This window comes from Psychrobacter sp. S1-30-MNA-CIBAN-0213 (genome assembly GCF_040309845.1).
Classification (GTDB): domain Bacteria; phylum Pseudomonadota; class Gammaproteobacteria; order Pseudomonadales; family Moraxellaceae; genus Psychrobacter.
Map to the genome: position 1 here is coordinate 167,000 of NZ_JBEOPE010000002.1, position 21,475 is coordinate 188,474.

Consider the following 21,475-nt stretch of genomic DNA (forward strand, 5'->3'; position numbering starts at 1 on the left):
GGCAGCGTTTAAATTATATAAAGCTATTATTAGATACTCTTACTAAGAAAAATAACCGAGTAACGCAATCTAATAAGTTACAAACAATAAGTTAAAACAACAATAGATTTAAGTATTTAACGTGCTAACTGCCATATTGCTACTTGACCAGAGACACTTTGAGTCATTAAACGACTACCCTGTACTTGCAAGTTAGTTAACGCACCTTTAGTCTGTACTCGACTAACAATATCACCAGTTACAGGATTAAATAAATGCACTACCCCTTCAAGGTCACCAACAGCGATATAGTTTCCAATCATGACAGGGTTGGTCAAATCGCGATAAGCAAGTGCCTCACTTTCCCACAACACGTTACCATTAATACGATCATATGCAACGACCTTACCTTCTAAGCTGGTTGCAATGACTTGTTTGTTATTCACAGCAAGTGCTTTTAGGCTAGCAAGTTCGTTAACAAACATGACCTGACGTGACGTTAAATCAATCCCAAGCAACTGACCACTATAGCTAATTGCATATAACTGATTATTATCAACGATAGGCATGCCATCGACATCGCTCATACGTTCAACTTCACTACTACCAGTACCTACACCGACACGTCTTGACCACTGTGGTAAACCACTATCGGTCGTGATAGCGTGCAGGCGGCCATCAGCAGTAGCCAGTAATGCCGTTTTGTCATCTAATAAGGTTGGCGCTGCGCTACCGCGGACACTAATAGCTGGGACTTGAGTCGCAAACTGCCATATCGATTGACCAGTCTGTAAAGATAAGCCATGTAAAAAGCCATCATTAGCAGATAATACCACACGGTTATTACTAATCAGTGCAGGCGTGAGCACAGAACCCGATAATTGATGCTCCCAGCGCTTAGCACCCGTAGCGCTATCGAACGCCATTACTAAACCATTACGTGTACTAACAATAGCAGTTTGACTTAATGGATCTAGTGCCACACCGCCCGTGATTTGATTGCCAACATTCATTGACCATAAACGCTGACCAGTACTATCAAAACCTGTCACCTCACCACCACGTGATGCCGTGACAATCTGTGCATTGCTATAGCCAACTTGTAGAGCAAGAGGGTCTTTTTTACTGGCTTTTTTATTACCAACATCAACGCTAAATACAGGCTGAAGCACACTAACAGGTTGTGCAATTTGCACCAGTTTGACTGGATCATGTACCACTGGCTTGATACCACGGTTACACCCAACGACAGCAGTCGTCATCAGCGCCAAGACTGCCACATTCATGACAGTCGACTTTATAGTCTTATTTTTTATCGTTTTGCTGAAGCGAATAGATCGGGTCATTGTATGTTCTCACTACGAATAAATTAACTATCGATAAACGGGCTATAAATTGAGAAGCTGCGAATAAATAGCACCATAATTGTCTGTAATATACATTACTATTTATTATACTGCTGATTTACTGCGCTGCTTGGTCAGAAACGTTACTATTGTTAACGCTATCATTAACGTTAACATTAGGATTTTGTGTTGCTGTCTCAGGTATAGCAGCTGCTTGAATAAGACTAGCTGGCTCGCTAATTGGCTCAGGAACAATACCAAGACTCTCCATCTTTAATGCCAATACTGCTCGAGTTTCTTGACGTTTACTGATGAGATTCCAAGAATTAGTATAAGCTTTGATAGCAGCATCTTCATCATTTTTTGCTAAGTAAATATCACCTAGCAACTCTTGTTGGCTGGCCTCAAAGGAGCTTGGCATATCATTATTAGCTTCTGCTAAAGCTGCATCTGCATCACCTGCAGATAATAGCGTCTCTGCATAACGCAAGCGCGTAATAGCACTTAAGCCTGCATCACCCAAATCTATTGCTAGAGCTTTTTTCAAAGTTTCGGTAGCACCAGTAAAATCATCGCTATCGACCTGCTGACGAGCTTTAATCATTAATGCTTGCCAAGCATAGACTGAGTCCCCATGCGTGCTAACTAGTGCATCGATATCTTTATTGAGCTGGGTACGACTAGCAGCAAGTGCAGTCAATGCCTCAGCCTCTAAATCTGGATTTTGTGCTGCTAGACTAACTTCTTCATTGAGCCTTTGAATATCAGCATAATGATCAGCGGCAACGGTATCTACCCGTGCATGGTTATCTTGCCAGTATGTCCAGCCAAAATAGCCTGCTAATGCTAATAATATAGCTGTGAAGATATAGCTACCATATTGCTTAAGCGCTTGCATCGAGTTGTCTGTATTTGGCGACTGGGTATTCTGAGCCATGGTTATTTACCTGATAAAATCTAGTTGCTAAAATCTAATTGCATAACAGCAAGTGGTTGTCTATTACATCGCTGCACTTTATTATTGAAACTATTACAGACGCGTAAAATTCTCTGTTATTGCCAGCCAATCCTGTGCCACTGATTGCTGATCACCGGTCTGCATATTTTTAATGCTAATCGTATTATCGTCAAGCTCCTGCTGCGCAATAATAACAGTCAATGCTGCACCTGACTTATCAGCCTTTTTCATTTGTGCTTTCATACTGGTCGCACTCGCCATCTTAACTCGTAAATCTGGACGGCTATGGCGTAAGTCTTGTGCATAACTGAGACCCGAGCTATATACTTCTGGATGCGCAACGACAAAAACATCGCATGCTGATGTAGGTGGCATAGGGTTAACAGCATCAATGAGTAGCAATAAGCGCTCAAGCCCCATCGCAAAACCAACAGCAGGTTCAGATTTAACAGGTTTTTTATTATCCTTGTCATCACGAGCATCTATTGATTTTAGCTGACCGACTAAGCCGTCATAACGTCCACCTGCACAGACAGTCGCTTGACTACCAAGCTTATCAGTCACCCATTCAAAAACTGTTTTGTTATAGTAATCGAGACCGCGTACTAAATGCGGATTAATTTCGTAACCTATGCCTAGCGTCGTCAGATAAGCTTGAACCTGCTCAAAGTGCGCTTTACTCTCAGCTCCCAAAAAATCAGCAAGTTTGGGTGCGTCAGTGAGCAGCGCCTGTGTGCTTGCTTCTTTACTATCTAAAATTCGTAGCGGATTGGTGGTCAAGCGGCGCTTACTATCATCATCAAGCTGATCTTGCTTGTCTGTTAAATAAGCAACCAGAGCATCGCGATAAGCGTAACGCTCATCAATCTCACCCAAACTATTTAGCTGCAAGCGCATCTCATCTTTAAGACCCAGCTCTTGCCACATCAGCTGTGTCATCGCAATCAGCTCAGCATCAGCATCTGGTAACGCACTGCCAAAGCTCTCCACCCCTATCTGATGAAACTGACGGTAGCGTCCCTTTTGCGGGCGCTCATAGCGAAACATAGGACCGATATACCAAAGCTTTGGTGTATCACCGCGCAGCAAATTGTGTTCAATGACTGCACGTACTGCACCCGCTGTACCTTCTGGGCGCAAGGTCAAAGGTGTTGGTGGCTCGGACTTATCAGCAAAGCTATACATCTCTTTTTCGACGATATCCGTAGCACCGCCAATAGCACGAGCAAATAAATCAGTCTGTTCAACGATAGGTAAGCGAATATTCTCGTAACCGTATCGAGCCAGTACGTTTGCCAACACTGCTTCTAGTTGAAGCCATTTTGCTGCCTGTTCCGGCAGAATATCATTAAAACCTTTAATAGCTTTGATCATGATTCGGTTATATCCTTAAATATTACAACAATTGTCTTTATTGTTATTCTTGTCGTTACTATTTACCGCCATTTACAATAGTAAGTATTTTACGCTTCGCCTTACTTTACTCTAATAATCTCATTCTCACGCGATTTCTCAAGCTCTCTTGCATGAGCGCGTACCATGCTTTCTATTTCATCAACGAGATTGTCGGTATCGATAAGATGGCTCTTTTGACCCATGCGGTATACTAATGACTTTGGTGATGCGCCGACGATACCAATATCAGACTCTTTTGCCTCTCCTGGACCATTCACTTTACAGCCAATTACTGACAAATTCATCGGCTCGCGTACATCTTCTAAACGCGCTTCTAAAGCAGTCATTACTCTAATCACATCAAACTCTTGACGTGAGCAGCTTGGACAAGCAATAAAGTTTACGCCATTCGAGCGAATATTAAGCGACTTTAAGATATCAAAGCCGATTTTAATCTCTTCTTCTGGCTCTGCTGCCAAGGAGATACGAATAGTATCGCCAATGCCGTCTAATAATAAACCACCAAGCGCAATAGCAGATTTGACTGCGCCAGTACGGTATACACCAGCTTCAGTCACACCCAAATGTAGCGGATTATCAATTTGTGCTGATATTAAGCGATAAGCATCTAAAGTTAAAAACACATTGCTCGCTTTGACTGATACTTTATATTGGTCGAAGTTTAAACGCTCTAATATGTCAATATGACGCATGGCAGATTCAAGCATCGCCGCACCAGTTGGTTCAGTATATTTGCGCTGAATATCTTTCTCTAAAGAACCTGCATTGACCCCAATACGAATAGGAATATTATGATGCTTAGCACAGGCTACCACTTCGCGCACTTTAGCATCACTACCGATATTACCCGGATTGATACGCAGACAATCTGCGCCAGCTTCAGCAACCGCAAGTGCAATCTTATGATCAAAATGCACATCAGCGACCAATGGTACGCTAACTAGCTTGCGAATCTTACCAAATGCTTCGACCGTCTCCATTGTCGGAGTAGATACCCGCATAAAATCGGCGCCTGCCTCAACACAGCGCTCAATCTGTGCGACTGTCGCTGCTACATCACAAGTGTCAGTATTGGTCATGCTTTGCACACTAATCGGTGCATCGCCGCCAATCGCGACATCACCGACATAAATCTTTTTGGTAGGACGGCGAGTAATAGGCGATGACGTTGACATATAAAATCCTTCAATCAGAGCAAAAGATAAGAGAGTATTAGCAGTCTAAACTTTTAATAAACTTGTTATAAAAAACTAATAATAGCGCTAAAAACTGATAGTAAGTCACCTATTAAGGCGACAGTGCAAAACTTGCTTGCTTGTTAGTGGCATATTCATTTAACGCAACAGATTCTTGATTAAGTAATAAGCTTACATTATCAGTATTATCAATTTGAATATTGAATGGCGGTGTACCTAGCAGCTTATAATTGCCACGAGCTTGGCTACCTGTCATGAGACTGTTCCCAGACGCATCAGTAATGGTTACATTAGCATCATCTGTGATGTCAACGTCTAATGAGACTTTACTCATATCATTAGCACTATCTAAATTAAGTGCTGAACCTGACGCCCCGACATCATCTAGACCAGTACTATCGAACTGGCTATTAACCGCTGCCCCTTGCGCTTGTTCCGATGCAGATAAGTCCTCAACTTCCGTCACAGGCGTGCGGTTATCTTGGCTGGCATTGGTCACCATGCGGAATAAAAATACCGCTAAGATAATAAGACCTATTACTGCAAGAATAAGTAATGGGTTAAAGCGAATACGGCTACGACTATCACGCTGCAATGTTCCCATTGGGCGCAATGGAGTATCAATATTATTTACCGATCGAGCTTTAAGCTCATTTGGATAAGAAGCATCAAAACTTGTCGCAATTTTTGTAGGGTCTAGATCTAAAAATTTTGCATAGTTGATTGCAAATCCACGTGCAAAAGTCACCTGTGGTAAAGCGGCAAAGTTTTCGTCTTCTAGCGCTTGCAGATGACGCTCTAAGATGAACAACTCACTTGCTACTTCTTTTAAACTAATTTGCTTAGCTTTACGGGCTTGCTGCAACATGGCACCAAATGATCCCTGAGCGTTAGATTGATGATTTGATGATGGGTTGTTCATTTCCATGGTGCCTCTGGATTGTTAAGCCAAGTCTTAAGTTGTTTTGCTTCATCACTTAATGGATAAGCGGATAGCAGCTGCTGTGCCAATTGTTGGCGCGTGGTTCTGTCATTTTGAGCGGCAGCAAGTTTGATGCCTTGCAATAACAAACGCGGGCTAATACCTTGGCCTTGCACAAGCAATAAAGTCTCATCATAGAGTCTTTGTGCTTGCTGCACACGTTGCTGCTCAAGCAATAAGTCAACCAGCTCAATATGAGCAATCAAGCTATTACGATTACCATCTAAGGCACGTAAAAATGCTTTGGCTGCGGCTGGATTGTTATTAAGCTGTAAGTAAGTACGTCCTAGGTTCTCAAGTGCGCCAATACGCCCTTCATAACCAAGTGCTGCACCTGCAATCTCAAACTGTTCTGCGGCCTCAGTATAACGCTTCATCTGTGATAGATATACGCCATAGTTATTACGCACTTGATCAAAATCTTTATCAAGCGCAATCGCTTTTTTGAAGTATTGATCGGCTTTTTCAAGGTTAAGGCGGCTGCCTTCTTGCTGCAACAAAACGCCCATCATATCATAGGCTGGCGCATATCGGCTATCAGCAGCAAAAGCTTTTTCAAGTTGACGCTGAGCAGTATCAAGCTCATTTTTACGAATATATTGTGCGGCAAGTGAAGTACGCACGCGAGCAATCTCTTGCTTATCAAGGTTGCGGTTATCACTTGGCTGCGTTGAAGTTTGATAACGGGTATTGCCACTCAAACCATCTGTTGGCGTACTTTGGCAACCTGTTAGCAATAACGCCATAATGGCACTAGCAACTAGCAGACATTTTGGTCTGCTAAGCGCAGTATGAAGTGTTTCTTGATACGTGATCACTGTTGCGGACTCATTCATTGTTAAAGGAATTTTGCGCTGAGTCTTGAGTTGACAAGAGTATTTAGAAATCATCATAGCCGCCATCATAAAACTAAGTTTCAGTACTGTGAGTTTAGCACTAGGGTTTCAAACAGCCATTAGTTTAATGGATTTAGACCCCTTAAGTACAATTTAGTTACTATGACTACATTTTTATTGTTATGAAGGCTATCTAATGCGATCTATAAAATGAAAAGAAAGCTTAGCCCTTATCTGCGGTTAAGCCTTCATTCGCCATATATCTGCTATTTATCAAACAGTTGCATCGTCTTTAATACCGCGATCTTTAATACTTTGCTGCCATGCTGCCGAACGTCTGGTTCGATCTGCCACTTGTCCCACTAACTGACCGCAGGCCGCATCAATATCATCACCACGCGTCTGGCGAATAGTACAGACAAAGCCTGCTTCGCTAAGAATATTGCTAAAAGCATGAATGCGGTTATTACTAGATTTATCATAAGGCGCATGCGGGAACGGATTGAACGGAATAAGGTTAATCTTACTTGGCAAGCCTTCTAATAGCTTAACCATTTGCTCAGCGTGCTCATTGCTATCGTTAACACCATCTAACATGACGTATTCGATGGTCACGTGTTTTTTATGACGCGGATTAACATCATAAACATAGTTTTTTGCAGCAGCGATTAGCTCACTCAAAGGATACTTTTTATTGATTGGCACAAGCTCATTACGCAGCTCATCATTTGGCGCATGTAACGAGATAGCTAGTGCTACGTCGATATCTTGTGCTAGCTGGTACATTTTAGGCACCACGCCTGAGGTTGACAAAGTCACCCGACGTTTTGACAAACCATAGGCGTGGTCGCTGAGCATTAGCTCCATTGAGCTAACCACTGGTTTATAATTTAATAATGGCTCACCCATACCCATCATAACTACATTGGTCACGTTGTTTTCCCACAAGCTATGGTCAACATTTTCTAAACTATCATTGTCATCAGTCATATAAGAAGCATTGGCCACCCATAGCTGTCCGATAATCTCAGCAGCGCTTAAATCACGCTCAAAGCCCTGTTTACCGGTACTACAAAAGCTACAGTCAAGTGCGCAGCCCACTTGTGAAGATACACATAAAGTCTTGCGGCCATTTACCTTGCTATCATCTGCTGGAATTAGCACCGTCTCAACCAATGAGCCACCTGTCACTTCAAAGACCCATTTACGCGTACCATCATCACTATATTGACGATGAATAACTTTTGGCGGGGTCACACAGGCATGCATAGACAGCTTATCGCGCAATGATTTACTCAGATTGGTCATCTGCTCAAAGTCAGTAACACCTTGCTGATATATCCACTTAACCACTTGAGTGGCACGGAAAGGCTTTTCACCGATGCTCTTAAAGTAATCAGCAAGTTGGGCTTGCGTCATTCCCAATAAATTGGTTCTTGCCTGCGCTTCATCTACTAGCTTAATGCTACCAGTAAGCTTGTTGGGCACGTGCTGAGTGGGTGTTTGAATCGTTGACATAATAGGTAACCTTTTGGCATAAGCCATGAGCGTAGTTTTACAATTAAATGATGCATTGAGCAATCCGTTATGAGCGCAAAACCTGTCCTATATAGAATGCAAATAATTATCTATAGCGACAATGTGCTGATAAGGGATTGATAACGCTAATTAAATGATTAAGTATCAATAATGAGGGACATAGCGATAAATTTCAATAAAAACAACCGATAAGCTTAATAATGCTTCGATAAATAACAGCGCAGTTAATAAAATATCTAAATTATTGATAATAGATGAAACGGCTTATACCCTATTGAGTATAAGCCGCTTTGCTACACTACTAATTAATACTGCTCGTTGTTAATAGCTTACAGCTTAACAATCACAGCTATAGTGAATCTAATATAAGACTGACACTAGAAAGACGAGAGAAAATCGTACATTTAGTACATTAAGCGAGTCTGACAACGTAGCAGTTTATAGTTGGTTTACTATATTAACGCGTACGTGCACAAACTTCATTATCATTGAAAAAATAGCTGATTTCACGCTTAGCTGATTCGGCTGAATCTGAACCATGAACCGCGTTTTCATCGATGCTGCTAGCAAAATCAGCACGGATAGTGCCTTTGTCTGCATCTTTTGGGTTAGTTGCACCCATGATTTCACGATGTTTAGCGATAGCATTTTCGCCTTCTAGTACTGATACCAATACTGGACCTGACATCATGAAAGATTTTAGGTCATTGTAAAATGGACGCTCAGCATGCTCAGCGTAGAAACCGCCTGCTTTTTCATCATCAAGTTGCATCATTTTAGCAGCAACAATTTTTAGACCAGCTTGTTCAAAACGGTCATAGATAGCGCCGATGTGGTTGCCAGCAACAGCGTCAGGTTTGATGATAGATAAAGTACGTTCGTTAGCCATGAAAAGCTCCTAATAAATGATAAGTTAAATAAAAATGAAATCGCAATTAATTTATTCTTTGATCACAACGTTGACTTGGTCTGACTTAGATTACTCATGGTTTATCAATACAAAAACACAAGCGTCAACACAGGATTGCTGACTATTATAATGATTGACGCTATAAATGATAGGGGCAATTGATGAATGCAGCTTACTTAAACGTAAACTTAGCATTCATTAAACGTTAACACTTGCATGGTGTGCCAAAAATTTACCTATATCTTTAATTTCTTATAAATAAAAAACCCCAACACTTATGCATCAGGGTTTTATTGTTCGATAATTCAGTCTCTTCACTTACGCATCATACGGGTCACGTAATACGATAGTCTCTTCGCGGTCAGGACCGGTTGAGATGATATCGATAGGACAATCAATCAATGCTTCGATACGCTTGATGTATTTTTTAGCGTTCTCTGGTAAGTCGTCATAGTTAGTGATACCAACGGTAGATTCGCTCCAGCCTTCCAAGGTCTCATACTTTGGCGTCACTGACTCATAAAACTCAGCATCATGCGCGCCTGCACATTCAGTCTCAGGTAAGTTATAACCCACACCGATTAGTAACTCTTCAAGACCATCTAATACGTCAAGCTTGGTCAAGCAGATACCCGACATAGAGTTCAGTACGACAGCACGGCGTAGCGCTTCTGCATCGAACCAACCACAGCGACGCGCACGACCAGTGGTTGCGCCAAACTCATGACCAACTTTGGCTAAGTGGGCACCAACATCATCAAAAAGTTCGGTTGGGAACGGACCGCTACCAACACGTGTGGTGTAGGCTTTAGTGATACCAAGCACATAATCTAAATATAATGGACCGATACCCGTACCAGTAGATACGCCGCCTGCCGTGACGCTTGAGCTGGTCACGAACGGATAAGTACCATGGTCGATATCAAGTAGCGTACCTTGTGCACCTTCAAACATTAAGTTTTTGCCAGCCAAACGCAATTGATTAAGGTCTTCGGTCACATCAGTAACCATACCTCTAATCTCTTCTTTCCACTCTTGGCAAAGCTTGAACGTCTCATCAAAATCAATCGCATCAACTTTATAATATTGAGTCAATTGGAAGTTATGATATTCGATTAAGTTACGTAGTTTCTCTTTTAGGTCATCACGGAATAAGTCAGCAAGCTTAATAGCACGACGTGCCACTTTATCTTCGTAAGCAGGACCGATACCACGACCAGTAGTACCGATTTTACCCGTGCCGCGCTTGGCTTCACGAGCTTGATCTAGAGCCACATGGTAAGGCATGATTAGTGGGCAATTCGGTGAGATACGCAGACGTTCACGTACAGGTACGCCATTACTCTCAAGCTCTTTCATCTCTTTTAGCAAAGCATCAGGTGCTAGCACTACGCCATTACCAATAAAGCAAGTGACACCTTCGCGTAGGATACCTGATGGAATCAAGTGCAAGATAGTGGTTTTGCCATCGACAACCAAGGTATGACCTGCATTGTGGCCACCTTGAAAACGCGCTACTGCTGAGGCTTTTTCAGTAAGTAAATCAACGATTTTACCCTTACCTTCATCGCCCCATTGGCTACCTAAAACTACGACATTCTGACCCATGATTAATCCTTACAATGATTTATTAGATGCATAGCCTGTCTATTATCGAACAGCTATACGGTAACAATTTAAAAAACTAAGCGAAAAGTAGTGCTTTTTTTGACAACATTATCTTTTGATAAAATTATTTTTTGACGAACAGCTTAATTAAATAGCGGTTAATTGCCATTGGTTATTAACGATGCTTAAGCGATGCGTGATACCCTGAGGACAATCGTGCGCATCTAGCGGTACAGTCACGCGATAACCCTGCTGGCGCAAGCTATCAACTTGCTGTTGTAATGTCTGTTTTTGTGCGCTGCCCGTATTACTGACGGTATCATAATCAACGATAACGACCATCGGAGCGTCTAGTTGAACATGTGCTAATAAGCGGCTGACATCCATACTAAAGCCAGTGGCTTCGCGCAGCTGGCTACCTGTTAAGTGATCACCGCTCTGCATACCATCAAAACGCCCACCGCGTACTAATGGTTGGGTTTCACTATTGATGTAGCCGTTGAATACGATACCTGTATGATAATGATAGCCTGAAAGTTCAGTGACATCGATACTGACATCGCAATTCCATTGCTCTTGCAGATGCGTTTTTAAGCGTTGAAGCTCATCGACCGCCGTAGCAATATCAACATCTTGTTGAGCGGTATCTGAAAGCTTAGCCAATAGCTGTGTCATATCATGACCAAAGCGCGCTAATGCATAAAAGTCACTACCCATTGGCAGTGCTTGGCAGACGCGCTTGAGCTCTGGCAAATTCTTATTTGCATATAGGTGCATCAGCTGCTTGGTATCATTCTCTGGCAGATCTGCTAATACGGCTAAACGTTTAAATATGGCTACATGACCCAAATCAATATGCAAGGCTGCACTCATGTTTAAATCATTAATCATCGTAAACAGAACGTCTATCAGCTCAAAATCTGCACTGAGTGATGCACAACCAAATATCTCAGCACCCAGTTGTAACGGCGTACGCGACCCAAACAGTCCTGACGGCAACGTATGGATGACATCGCCTGCATAACAATAACGCGCAATACCGTTGCCACCATGATGCGCATCAATACGCAAAATCTGCGGCGTGATATCCGCACGTACTCCCATCAAACGACCTGTGAGCTGGTCGATAATCTTAAACGTCTGGCGCTTCAGATCTTCTGATGCATCACTAAGTAGTGACTCAGTGAACTCAATCATCGGCGGACATACGAGCTGATAGCCATGAGTGATGAGCTGCTGGGTTAGTTGATGGCGAAGCACTTCTTGCTTTTGTGCATCCTCAAATAACACATCAACCACACCGTCAGGTAGCAGCCAGCTATTGGCGACTTCTGCAGTAAAATTACTTAGATAAGGTAGATGATTGGGTACGCTACTGTTATCAGCATGCTGAGTAGTGGCATTATTTTCAGGGCGTGATTGGACGGGTACAGCTGAATCAGAACTGGCAGACACAATAAATCCTTGTTTGGCGTATCGCTTACCAAAAAACGCGGCATGATAAGGTTATATTTACGAACATATCAACGATGAATACTGTAAATTTTTGACAGTTTTTTAACGCGCAACATCATTGACCCAATTATTTATAAACAAACTAGGTAACCGCAAAAAGGGTGAGTAATAAGTATTAGTTAGGATGATAAGACGAGTATCTTTGTGCGCTAATAAAATATGATAAATCATCAGGGCACTTTATGTTTTAGTTTATCATAGCAGCTAGGGTTCGCCTAGTCACAATTCAAATCAATGTGTTCTGAATGGTCATAAATATCTGGTAGTCTCGATGCCATTTACTCTAAGCTATAGTCGTCGTTTTTTATGGTTTCCGCTACTGATAAATAGTAAGCGAAAGTTATCATCTATGCTCTACACGTCACTATACGGGTTATTTGATTGACGTCTTCTTGATAGACTCATGTTACACTAGTGCATGTTCGATGCTGTCAGTAAGCATTGTAATATTACATTTTATTCATGAATAACAGCCACTGATAGCATCACTACGATTTGGCAATACACTATATATAATTGGTTATCAATAAAAGGCCACTTTATAAAGTATGTTTGCAATAAATAACCAACTGCACAAGCCACTCATTGCAGAAAAGCAATTTACCAACCCCTATAAAACCACTTAATTTCGGAGACCTTATGTCATCTGACTACCATCCTAACCCTGCTATTAATCAAACCAATGTATTAGGTACTGCCCTCGCCAGCTGCTGCTTTGACCCTATTACTGGCTACTATCGTAATGGATTTTGTCATACTGGCAATCATGATGTCGGTCAGCATACTGTTTGTGCCAAGATGACCAGTGAATTTCTTAACTTTTCCTCGAGTCGGGGCAATGACTTGATTACGCCTCTACCAGAGTATAATTTTCCTGGCCTAAAACCTGGTGATTACTGGTGTATCTGTGCGCTACGTTGGGTTGAGGCATTAGATTTTGATATCGCGCCAAAATTAAAACTAGAAGGCTGTCATGAAAGTCTATTGACCCTAGTCGATATTGAAACCTTAAAACGCTACGCACTATAAATTCAACATTATCTATTGAGACTGATTAAGTTTGTTTAGGCTGACTAATTTACGTCGTTACGTCATATTCTAGACATTCTTTAATCAAGATATTGTTATAAGCGTTTTATAAATATAGTCTTTTTTATAAGTATAGTCTTTATTGTTAATTTTCCACTGGGTTCTTATGACGATATTAAGGGAGGGCGTATGAACCGCAATGACGACCTACTAGTCAGGACGAATACTCGTATCACACCTGACTCTAATGTCAGCCGTATTTATTCTGATGTCAGCGACGAGCATCCTTATCTAAATAGTTATGACAGCTATATCTACGGTGATGTCGATGCGACTGCCGAAGATACTATCGAGACGATGACTGTTTACGATCCTGACTCTGAACGCTATGAGGATATAGATTTATCTAGTGCTGACGAGGTAGTCAATTGCTATGCCTATTCTCGTAAAACGGGCGAGCAGCTTGATCAGGTAGCACTTAATGATGTCAATAAATCCCTGAGTAACAGTGGTCAGTTTATTTGGCTTGGTCTTTATGATCCAAGCTTAGAAACCATGGTAAAAGTCCAAAATGCCTTTGACTTGCATGAGTTGGCGATTGAAGATGCCTTTGCAGACCATCAGCGCGCCAAAGTCGAAAACTACGATAACGATATGATCTTTGTAGTGCTACGTACGGCTAAACTTGAAAACAATATTATTCGCTACGGCACTACAGCAATATTCATGGGCAAAAACTATCTGATTACCATTCGTAACGGCCCTTCTAATTCTTATGCGCCGGTACGTGAACACTGTAACCGTCGGCCTGAAAAGCTACGGATGGGACCCATATTTGTACTCCATGCTGTCCTCGATTTTATCGTTGATAACTATATGCCGGTCACTGATCGCTTAGGCAGTTATTTGCGTGAGCAAGAACGCTATGTATTTACCTATGAATTTAATAAAAGCACCCTAAAAAACCTATATGAGCTTAAGTCGCAACTGGTCCATATGCGTGCAGTTATTTTGCCAGTACAAGATATCTGTAGCTTCTTTATTAATCATAAAAAAAGCGATTTAGTTTCAGCATTTTCTCAAGCGGCTAAACCCTATTTCCGCGACGTTAATGACCATTTATTACACTCTTTAGATGCCATCAACGGTCTGAACGAGATGCTTAATGTAGTGATGAACACCTATTTAGCTATGGTCAATATGGGACAGAACGAGGTCGTACGTAAGCTTGCTGCATGGGCAGGTATTTTGGCAGTACCAACGGCAATCGCTGGTATATATGGGATGAACTTTGACTTTATGCCTGAGCTACACTGGCAGTACTCTTATTTAATAATTATGCTATTTATCCTGTCATTATGTAGTTATCTATACTATAACTTTAAAAGATTAAAATGGTTATAGCTTGCACTGCCAAGTACACGAATGGCAGGCACAAGAATTTTAAGCATAAAAAAGGGCTAACGAGGTTAGCCTTTTTTTATTGATGAATCATCTATCAATGACTATTTACGACGATTTTTTGCACTCTCAACACTAGGCAAGTGATGCTCGGTACTGGTGCTCTGATGATCATCTAAATAATCTTCAGGACGACCAAACATTTTTGCCGTCCAAGTAAGGATAACAACAGAGGCACTTAAAACCATGATAGCGACAGAAATAGTCGCCAATAACCATAGATGAAAATAGTCTGATACCGCCTGTACATCAACGACCAAATGTCGTGACAGCGCGGTAATGGCAATAAATATCAAAAACTGTACTGGCAGACGATGAGTCTTAAAATAAATACCAATCATCGCCAGTAGTTCAAGATAGATAAACAGCATCAAGATATCTTTTAAATCTGCTGAGCCTTTTTGCACAATCACCAAGAACTCTTTACCAGCCGTCCAAACTACCACCACACTGATTAAAAATAGGATAATGTAGTGGCAAATATCAACAAACTCTCTACCGATATATTGCAGACGCTCATGAATATCTACATTCGTCTTCGCCATTTTAGGTTCAGGATCTTTGCTTAATGACGGTTGTGGCTCGGAAGATTCACGCATCAGCTGATACTAAACCAGCTGACTTTTCAGCAGCATCGACTGTTTGACGGATGAGCGTATTGATAGTCATCGGACCAACACCACCCGGTACTGGCGTATAAGCACTAGCAATATTCTCTACGCCGTGCATCTCGATATCCCCTACGCCGCCATTGTCAGTGGGATGAAAGCCTGCATCAATTACAACAGCACCCTTCTTTATCCATTCCGCTTTGATCAGCTCAGGCACGCCTACTGCGCCAACGACAATATCAGCACGATTAATATGAGCAGCTAGATTTTCTGTCTTTGAATGGCAAATAGTCACCGTACAGTTGGCATTCAATAGCATCATCGCCATCGGCTTACCCAAGATAGCACTACGCCCTACTACCACCGCTTCTTTGCCTGCAAGCTCAATATCATAATGGCTTAACAAGTGCATGATACCTTGCGGTGTACATGAGCCATAGGCTGACTCTTGCATACTCATACGTCCAAAGCCAAGACATGTCACCCCATCCACATCCTTCGCAAGATCTATCTGCTCAAAACATGCACGCTCATCAATATGGCTAGGTACAGGATGTTGCAGTAAGATGCCATGTACATCTGGGTTGCTATTGAGCTCGTCTATCTTAGCCATAAGCTGAGCTGTCGTAGTCACACTTGGCATCTCTACTCGGATAGAGTCCATACCGACACGCTTACAGGCATTGCCTTTCATACGCACGTAAGTGGCAGAAGCAGGATCATCACCGACCAATATCGTCGCTAAGCTTGGTGTACGTCCAGTCTTATCTTTAATAGCATCGACACGAGTACGCAGTTCTTGCTCTATTTGTTTAGCAAGTGCTTTGCCGTCTAATAATATGGCAGACTCGTGATCAGACGTCATCGTCGTTTCAGTTGGCGAGGCATTTGACATAGTAACTCCAATAGATAAAGCGATAAGGAAGATGATAGCAGCGTCGGCCACTATTTTGCTTGGTAACCGTAGATTAGCGCTCGCAAACTGTAAGCATATGTGTCTCACGCTTTATACAATATCGAGGTGATAATCATGCTGATAAACATATCAAAAAATAGCGACTGTATTAAGCTGGGCATTGTACCTATTTTGCGACCAAAAGCCCAGCCACCAACATAACTTAGGTCAAAATTAATGCAAAATCTAAAGATTTTTTTATAAAAAAACTAATGTAAACCCTATTAATATTAGCGATTGAAAACAGTTAATTATCGACTTTTAATTATTAAATCTCTCGAAAATTTGGGATTTAATACTCAATAGTGTTACTCTGTTGACACGCAAATGTTACTTATCCTTAACTTAGATGTAGTTTTATTTATCAATACTAAGATGCATATGCATGTAAAACGTACGTTACGCTAAATAACAACTCTACTATTTTCTATGTATCACATGCAATTGGTTAGTATTTCTATGCTACCAACTTGCCTATCACAAATAATAAGTGCTTATCTAATAAATACTTATTCGTAGTAACTACTAAGAAATGCAAGTTGATACGCTATTAGCGTGATTCCATTATCAGACGCAAGTCATGAGTTACGCCTCTACTCTTCGTATATAACGCTTTCGTAGTATGTTCTGCTGACCGACTGTTAATAAAGCAACGGCCCTATGTATCAATAGCACGAATGTTGTTGGGCTGCTTATTAAATTCATCATAGTTGGGACTATAAATTATAGTACCAACTTTTTTTTATCTAAAACAATTGCGAGGTATGAATTTGAAAACTGAGTCATTGTTCCAATTTTCGGCACTTACCATCATTTTATTATTGGTGGCGTTTTATGGTGGTACGTATCTGCTGTCTTTGTTGATTAAGAAAGACAAAGAATCTACCACAGGATTTATGGTTGCAGGCCACGGTGTTGGCTTCGGGATGGGCGCGGCAAGTATGACCGCCACGTGGATTTGGGCGGCATCGTTTTATGCCGCTGCTACATCCGGCTATAAATATGGCATATCAGGGCCACTACATTATGGCTTTTGGGGCGCATTAATGATTTTGTTCATCTACCCCTTTGGTATGCGCTTTCGTGAACTGGCGCCCAATGGACACACTTTAGGCGAGCTTATTAATGCCCGTCATGGCGCATCAAGCCAATTAATTTTAGCCATATCTAACCTTATGGGCAGCTTAATTAGCTTGATGGTCAACTTCACGGCAGCCGGTGCATTAGTATCAGTATTGTCACCATTGTCCTTTCAGACAGGTGTAATGATCGCTGGTGTCGGTGTCCTAAGCTACACTTTAACCTCAGGGTTTCGAGCATCGGTCTTTACTGATTTTGCCCAATTAATCGCGTTAATGGCGATTGGTGTCGTTATTATTCCTGCGATACTATTTTCAATGGGTGGGCCCGAGGCAATGGTCAGCGGATTATCAAACCTGACTTTACAGCAGCAAGATATATTTTCATCTGAAGCGTTTTTTCAGCAAGGTGCGCCTTATTTTGTAGCAGTGTTAGCTTATGCCATTGGTAATCAAACGATTACTCAGCGGCTATTTGCAATTGATAAGACTAAGATTAAAGCGACCTTTATTACTGCCACTGTTGGTTATGCCGGTATTGTCATTGGTCTGGGTATGATTGGACTTATGGCGCTAACCGTTGGTGTTGAGCCATTAGATGGCAACATGAATAACTTAATTCCGCAGATGGTTAGTATGTATCTGCATCCAGTATTTATTGCACTGTTCTTTATTTTGGTTATTGGCGCATTGTCCTCGACTGCGGATTCTGATTTATCAGCGTTATCGACCATCATGATGGCCGATATTTACGCAAAGAATATCGCTAAAGGTCGCGTAAAGCCTAAAACAATGATGCTTGTTGGTCGTTCGACGATGATTGTCGCAACGGCAGCAGGACTTATCTTTGCCAGCTTTAAGCTCGATATCCTCGTGATGCTCGTCTTCGTTGGGGCGCTATGGGGTGCGATAGTATTCCCTGTGATTGCCAGTGTATTCTGGAATCGCGTGACCAATGTTGCCTTCACCACCTCTGTCATTGTCGCGCTTATTTTCTTCTGTATTGCGCGCTTTGAGCTAATACCGATTACTGGCGTGACTGCGCTCTTCTTTGAAGTGATGGCAAGTGTCGGCGGTGCAGTAGTGATCGGTCTTATGGTCTTTGGTTTCTTAGGCCGCAAGATGGGTATGGGTGCTGCCGTTATTACGCTTGTATTGATGCTTATATATGCGACAGGCTTCCTGCGTCAATATATGGTATTGGTCGCTTCATTGACGGCTTACGGTGTGAGTACTGTGGTCTGTGTAGCGATTAGCCTGATGGGCAATGAGCACTTTGACTTTGATCTAATCAAACAGCGAGTCGGCGATTATGACAAGCCTAAAACAAAGGTAAAACCGGTAACAGACGCTTAAATACATGACTTAATAATTACTTTAAGGAGCTATTATGGACAACACATTTATATACGGCTTATATATTTTAATTTGGCCCGTGATTACCCTTGCAGTGCTCGTACTGATCTGTACTGCAACTTATCGCGATCTGAAAAAATCACGCCGTAATAACAAAGATATCGTCTAAACTTAACGTTTAGCTATCTAATTTCAAATAATTGTCATCATTAAGCTTAGTCTTGATAGTGATATCATCAACGAAAGGCCACACTCAGTACGAACGGTGTGGCTTTTTTATAGTCATCAAATAAGATCAGCAATAACTTTATAGGTCAGGCGTAATAATAGGTGGGGCTTAATGATTTTACGCCTACATACTCAGCCAAATCTTGTAAAACACCATCATTAAATGAATTAAAATCAGTTTGGTTAAAAAATGTCTTGTAATTTAAAATATTTTTGCTAATATAGTCCTCCTTGATTGGCTGGATGGCAGAGTGGTCATGCAGCGGACTGCAACTCCGTTAACGCCGGTTCGATTCCGACTCCAGCCTCCAATTATTTATTAACTTTATGTTAATTTTGGCTTGCATTATTAGCATAACCGTTTATAATGCGACCACTTATCTAAGAAGTAGAAAGCTTACTGAATAGATATTACAAGTTTTGCCCGGGTGGTGAAATTGGTAGACACAAGGGATTTAAAATCCCTCGCTAGCAATAGCGTGCCGGTTCAAGTCCGGCTCCGGGTACCATTACAGTAGTACGAAAAACCGCAAATCATAATGATTTGTGGTTTTTTTATGTCTGATATTCTGTCCTGTTCTATCTATCCCAAGTACATCTGCTAAACCAACAACATCAAACTTGGAAGCACAATATCCTGCGTATCCGTAGCACCCCATTAATCCAGTCATGGAAGATATCAGTACCAATTTAGGATGCTGTTTGTTTCTAGTATCCTTTAAGTAAGGTGTGGTACTCATTTTCAAATATAATATCAGGCACTCAGCAGCACATCGCCATATTCATCACGTAAATCCTTTTTCACCATTTTCCCCGCCCCATTTAACAAGATACTTTCTACAAAAATAACTTTATCAGGTATTTGCCAACTGGCAATTTTCTCTTCGTAAAATGCAAGCACTTGTGCCTCAGTCAGTTCTGAATCTTGCTCTTTAACCACAATCAACACTGGGCGTTCGCCCCAATTTTTATGGGCTGCAGCAATGGCAGCTGCCATTTTTATCTGTGGATGCGCGGCGGCAATATTCTCAAGCTCCACTGAAGATATCCATTCGCCGCCAGATTTAATCAAGTCTTTTGAGCGATCACGAATATTCATATAGCCATCTGAATCGATGGTGGCTATATCACCGGTATCAAACCAACCGTCTTCAGTAATAGCGTCAGAATTATGATTGTAATAGTCGTTAATAATCCAGTGACCCCGAATTTGTAGACGTCCCTGAGATACCCCATCCTCTTCAACTGGCTCCAGTGGTTGATCGGTGTCCATAAGCCGTATCTCAACGCCGTAAGGTGGACGACCTTGAGATTTGCGCAATTCGTTAATCTCGTCCTTGCTAAGCGATTTGTGCTTGGCTTTGATCTGATTCATTGTGCCAAGCGGACTGGTCTCCGTCATACCCCAACCGTGTATCGCATCGCAATCAAAATCCTCTCTAAAGGTTTTGATCACCGATGGCGGACAAGCAGCGCCACCGACAATGGTTCGAGTCATGCTCTCAAGTTTACTGCCACGAGCTTTGGCAGCCGTTAGCAAGCTTTGCCAAATCGTAGGCACACCTAAAGCAACAGTGACCTTATAATCATCAATCAAAGACACTAAGCTGTCACCATCCAGATTAGGGCCAGGTAATATCAAAGAGCAACCTGTCAGGGCAGCAGCATAGGGCGTACCCCATGCATTGACATGGAACATAGGCACTACAGGTAGCAAAACGTCTTTTGCGGATAGTGCTGAGATGTCAGGCATGGATAATGCAATGGCATGAAGCACAGAGGAACGATGAGTGTATAAAATTCCTTTGGGGTTGCCTGTCGTGCCCGAGGTATAGCATAAGGAGCTGGCCGTCGTTTCATCAAATTGAGGCCATTCAAAATCAGTAGAATGATCTGCTAGTAATTCATCAAAGAACAAAACCTCAGGCAGTTGTTCTAGTACTTTATCTTCTCGAGCGCCCAAACAGATGAAATGCTTAATATTATCGATTTGATCTTTAATCGCTAGAATCAATGGTAGGAAGGTCACATCAAAAAATAATACTCGATCGTCAGCATCATTAATAATGTAGCTGAGCTGCTCAGGAAACAAACGCGGATTGATGGTATGGCAAATCATGCCACTGCCTGAAATAGCATACCAAGCTTCTAGATGGCGACGGTTATTCCAAGCCAATGTAGCTATACGCTCTGATGATTTTAAACCTAGAGATGCTAATGCATTTGCCAAACGTTTTGAATTGTTAGAGATGGTAAGCCAGTCACTATGGGTGATTTGTCCATCGACTTCTTTAGACAACACAGCGGTGTCGCCATGATAGCGAGCAGCATGCTCGATAAGGCTACTAATCAGCAATGGCTGATACATCATTTTTCCTAACATAATACATTCCCTGTATTTATTTAAAAGTAAGATTATTCTTATTTAAAGTATCCTTGAATGCCAAGCACCTGCTACGGCTATGAATAAT

18 protein-coding genes and 2 tRNA genes are annotated in these 21,475 nt (G+C 41.8%); 6 read left to right on the forward strand and 14 right to left on the reverse strand.

What is annotated here, in order from left to right; all coding sequences use genetic code 11:
• Positions 1–116 precede the first annotated feature (116 nt).
• From bamB to AAEY87_RS02545, 10 genes are all read right to left on the reverse strand, one after another.
• Entirely contained in the window at positions 117–1,265 is a 1,149-nt protein-coding gene (gene bamB, locus AAEY87_RS02500) for an outer membrane protein assembly factor BamB (RefSeq protein ID WP_350655811.1), read from the reverse strand.
• Positions 1,266–1,443: 178 nt separating this feature from the next.
• A complete protein-coding gene (locus AAEY87_RS02505) occupies positions 1,444–2,262 on the reverse strand; it encodes a YfgM family protein (protein WP_350655812.1) in 819 nt (272 codons plus the stop codon).
• A 93-nt stretch (positions 2,263–2,355) separates the two neighbouring features.
• On the reverse strand, positions 2,356–3,657 hold the full coding sequence (hisS, locus tag AAEY87_RS02510; RefSeq protein WP_350655813.1) for a histidine--tRNA ligase: 1,302 nt from the start codon (positions 3,655–3,657) through the stop codon (positions 2,356–2,358).
• Between the two features lie 101 nt (positions 3,658–3,758).
• Complete coding sequence (gene ispG, locus AAEY87_RS02515) at positions 3,759–4,874, reverse strand: flavodoxin-dependent (E)-4-hydroxy-3-methylbut-2-enyl-diphosphate synthase (RefSeq protein ID WP_068034998.1); 1,116 nt, start codon at positions 4,872–4,874, stop codon at positions 3,759–3,761.
• A 112-nt stretch (positions 4,875–4,986) separates the two neighbouring features.
• Complete coding sequence (locus tag AAEY87_RS02520; protein WP_343286416.1) at positions 4,987–5,823, reverse strand: helix-turn-helix domain-containing protein; 837 nt, start codon at positions 5,821–5,823, stop codon at positions 4,987–4,989.
• A complete protein-coding gene (pilW, locus tag AAEY87_RS02525) occupies positions 5,814–6,770 on the reverse strand; it encodes a type IV pilus biogenesis/stability protein PilW (protein WP_350655814.1) in 957 nt (318 codons plus the stop codon). The genes AAEY87_RS02520 and pilW overlap by 10 nt, the downstream gene beginning before the upstream one ends.
• 216 nt (positions 6,771–6,986) lie before the next feature.
• Complete coding sequence (gene rlmN / locus AAEY87_RS02530) at positions 6,987–8,231, reverse strand: dual-specificity RNA methyltransferase RlmN (RefSeq protein WP_350655815.1); 1,245 nt, start codon at positions 8,229–8,231, stop codon at positions 6,987–6,989.
• 478 nt (positions 8,232–8,709) lie between these two features.
• Positions 8,710–9,141, reverse strand: a complete 432-nt coding sequence (ndk, locus tag AAEY87_RS02535; protein WP_350655816.1) for a nucleoside-diphosphate kinase — start codon at positions 9,139–9,141, stop codon at positions 8,710–8,712.
• Between the two features lie 339 nt (positions 9,142–9,480).
• Positions 9,481–10,770, reverse strand: coding sequence for an adenylosuccinate synthase (locus tag AAEY87_RS02540; RefSeq protein ID WP_350655817.1), 1,290 nt, complete (start codon positions 10,768–10,770; stop codon positions 9,481–9,483).
• Positions 10,771–10,917: 147 nt separating this feature from the next.
• On the reverse strand, positions 10,918–12,225 hold the full coding sequence (locus AAEY87_RS02545; RefSeq protein ID WP_350655819.1) for an ATP phosphoribosyltransferase regulatory subunit: 1,308 nt from the start codon (positions 12,223–12,225) through the stop codon (positions 10,918–10,920).
• Positions 12,226–12,924: 699 nt separating this feature from the next.
• Here AAEY87_RS02545 and AAEY87_RS02550 point away from each other — a divergent pair.
• Both AAEY87_RS02550 and corA read left to right on the forward strand, forming a co-directional pair.
• Positions 12,925–13,314, forward strand: a complete 390-nt coding sequence (locus AAEY87_RS02550; protein ID WP_068034991.1) for a DUF2237 family protein — start codon at positions 12,925–12,927, stop codon at positions 13,312–13,314.
• 189 nt (positions 13,315–13,503) lie between these two features.
• On the forward strand, positions 13,504–14,718 hold the full coding sequence (corA, locus tag AAEY87_RS02555; protein WP_068034990.1) for a magnesium/cobalt transporter CorA: 1,215 nt from the start codon (positions 13,504–13,506) through the stop codon (positions 14,716–14,718).
• A 101-nt stretch (positions 14,719–14,819) separates the two neighbouring features.
• Here corA and AAEY87_RS02560 read toward each other — a convergent pair whose 3' ends face one another.
• Complete coding sequence (locus AAEY87_RS02560) at positions 14,820–15,374, reverse strand: phosphate-starvation-inducible protein PsiE (RefSeq protein ID WP_227514117.1); 555 nt, start codon at positions 15,372–15,374, stop codon at positions 14,820–14,822.
• The gene (folD, locus tag AAEY87_RS02565) at positions 15,367–16,281 is read right to left on the reverse strand and encodes a bifunctional methylenetetrahydrofolate dehydrogenase/methenyltetrahydrofolate cyclohydrolase FolD (RefSeq protein ID WP_502945441.1); all 915 of its coding nucleotides are present in this window, start codon (positions 16,279–16,281) and stop codon (positions 15,367–15,369) included. Before folD ends, AAEY87_RS02560 begins: the two co-directional genes overlap by 8 nt.
• An 824-nt stretch (positions 16,282–17,105) precedes the next feature.
• Here folD and AAEY87_RS02570 point away from each other — a divergent pair.
• The 4 genes from AAEY87_RS02570 to AAEY87_RS02585 all read left to right on the forward strand — a co-directional run bounded on the left by AAEY87_RS02570 (position 17,106) and on the right by AAEY87_RS02585 (position 19,513).
• Complete coding sequence (locus tag AAEY87_RS02570; RefSeq protein WP_350655820.1) at positions 17,106–18,776, forward strand: sodium:solute symporter family protein; 1,671 nt, start codon at positions 17,106–17,108, stop codon at positions 18,774–18,776.
• A 34-nt stretch (positions 18,777–18,810) separates the two neighbouring features.
• The gene (locus AAEY87_RS02575; protein WP_227514116.1) at positions 18,811–18,945 is read left to right on the forward strand and encodes a putative transporter small subunit; all 135 of its coding nucleotides are present in this window, start codon (positions 18,811–18,813) and stop codon (positions 18,943–18,945) included.
• A gap of 296 nt (positions 18,946–19,241) precedes the next feature.
• Positions 19,242–19,315 (forward strand) — tRNA-Cys (locus tag AAEY87_RS02580).
• 111 nt (positions 19,316–19,426) lie between these two features.
• Positions 19,427–19,513: transfer RNA gene (locus AAEY87_RS02585), tRNA-Leu, on the forward strand.
• Here AAEY87_RS02585 and AAEY87_RS02590 read toward each other — a convergent pair.
• The gene (locus AAEY87_RS02590; RefSeq protein WP_350655821.1) at positions 19,514–19,744 is read right to left on the reverse strand and encodes an SDR family NAD(P)-dependent oxidoreductase; all 231 of its coding nucleotides are present in this window, start codon (positions 19,742–19,744) and stop codon (positions 19,514–19,516) included.
• 14 nt (positions 19,745–19,758) lie between these two features.
• A complete protein-coding gene (locus AAEY87_RS02595) occupies positions 19,759–21,387 on the reverse strand; it encodes a long-chain-fatty-acid--CoA ligase (RefSeq protein ID WP_350655822.1) in 1,629 nt (542 codons plus the stop codon).
• Positions 21,388–21,475 lie beyond the last annotated feature (88 nt).

What these genes read in the sequence shown, in the direction of transcription:
- AAEY87_RS02550 (WP_068034991.1), top strand. Translation starts at nt 12,925, where the DNA reads ATGTCATCTGACTACCATCCTAACCCTGCTATTAATCAAACCAATGTA.
- AAEY87_RS02575 (WP_227514116.1), top strand. Translation starts at nt 18,811, where the DNA reads ATGGACAACACATTTATATACGGCTTATATATTTTAATTTGGCCCGTG.
- corA (WP_068034990.1), top strand. Translation starts at nt 13,504, where the DNA reads ATGAACCGCAATGACGACCTACTAGTCAGGACGAATACTCGTATCACA.
- bamB (WP_350655811.1), bottom strand. Translation starts at nt 1,265, where the DNA reads ATGAATGTGGCAGTCTTGGCGCTGATGACGACTGCTGTCGTTGGGTGT.
- ispG (WP_068034998.1), bottom strand. Translation starts at nt 4,874, where the DNA reads ATGTCAACGTCATCGCCTATTACTCGCCGTCCTACCAAAAAGATTTAT.
- AAEY87_RS02505 (WP_350655812.1), bottom strand. Translation starts at nt 2,262, where the DNA reads ATGGCTCAGAATACCCAGTCGCCAAATACAGACAACTCGATGCAAGCG.
- AAEY87_RS02540 (WP_350655817.1), bottom strand. Translation starts at nt 10,770, where the DNA reads ATGGGTCAGAATGTCGTAGTTTTAGGTAGCCAATGGGGCGATGAAGGT.
- folD (WP_502945441.1), bottom strand. Translation starts at nt 16,281, where the DNA reads ATGTCAAATGCCTCGCCAACTGAAACGACGATGACGTCTGATCACGAG.
- pilW (WP_350655814.1), bottom strand. Translation starts at nt 6,770, where the DNA reads ATGATGATTTCTAAATACTCTTGTCAACTCAAGACTCAGCGCAAAATT.
- AAEY87_RS02560 (WP_227514117.1), bottom strand. Translation starts at nt 15,374, where the DNA reads ATGCGTGAATCTTCCGAGCCACAACCGTCATTAAGCAAAGATCCTGAA.
- AAEY87_RS02570 (WP_350655820.1), top strand. Translation starts at nt 17,106, where the DNA reads ATGAATTTGAAAACTGAGTCATTGTTCCAATTTTCGGCACTTACCATC.
- AAEY87_RS02520 (WP_343286416.1), bottom strand. Translation starts at nt 5,823, where the DNA reads ATGGAAATGAACAACCCATCATCAAATCATCAATCTAACGCTCAGGGA.
- hisS (WP_350655813.1), bottom strand. Translation starts at nt 3,657, where the DNA reads ATGATCAAAGCTATTAAAGGTTTTAATGATATTCTGCCGGAACAGGCA.
- AAEY87_RS02595 (WP_350655822.1), bottom strand. Translation starts at nt 21,387, where the DNA reads ATGTTAGGAAAAATGATGTATCAGCCATTGCTGATTAGTAGCCTTATC.
- rlmN (WP_350655815.1), bottom strand. Translation starts at nt 8,231, where the DNA reads ATGTCAACGATTCAAACACCCACTCAGCACGTGCCCAACAAGCTTACT.
- AAEY87_RS02590 (WP_350655821.1), bottom strand. Translation starts at nt 19,744, where the DNA reads ATGAGTACCACACCTTACTTAAAGGATACTAGAAACAAACAGCATCCT.
- ndk (WP_350655816.1), bottom strand. Translation starts at nt 9,141, where the DNA reads ATGGCTAACGAACGTACTTTATCTATCATCAAACCTGACGCTGTTGCT.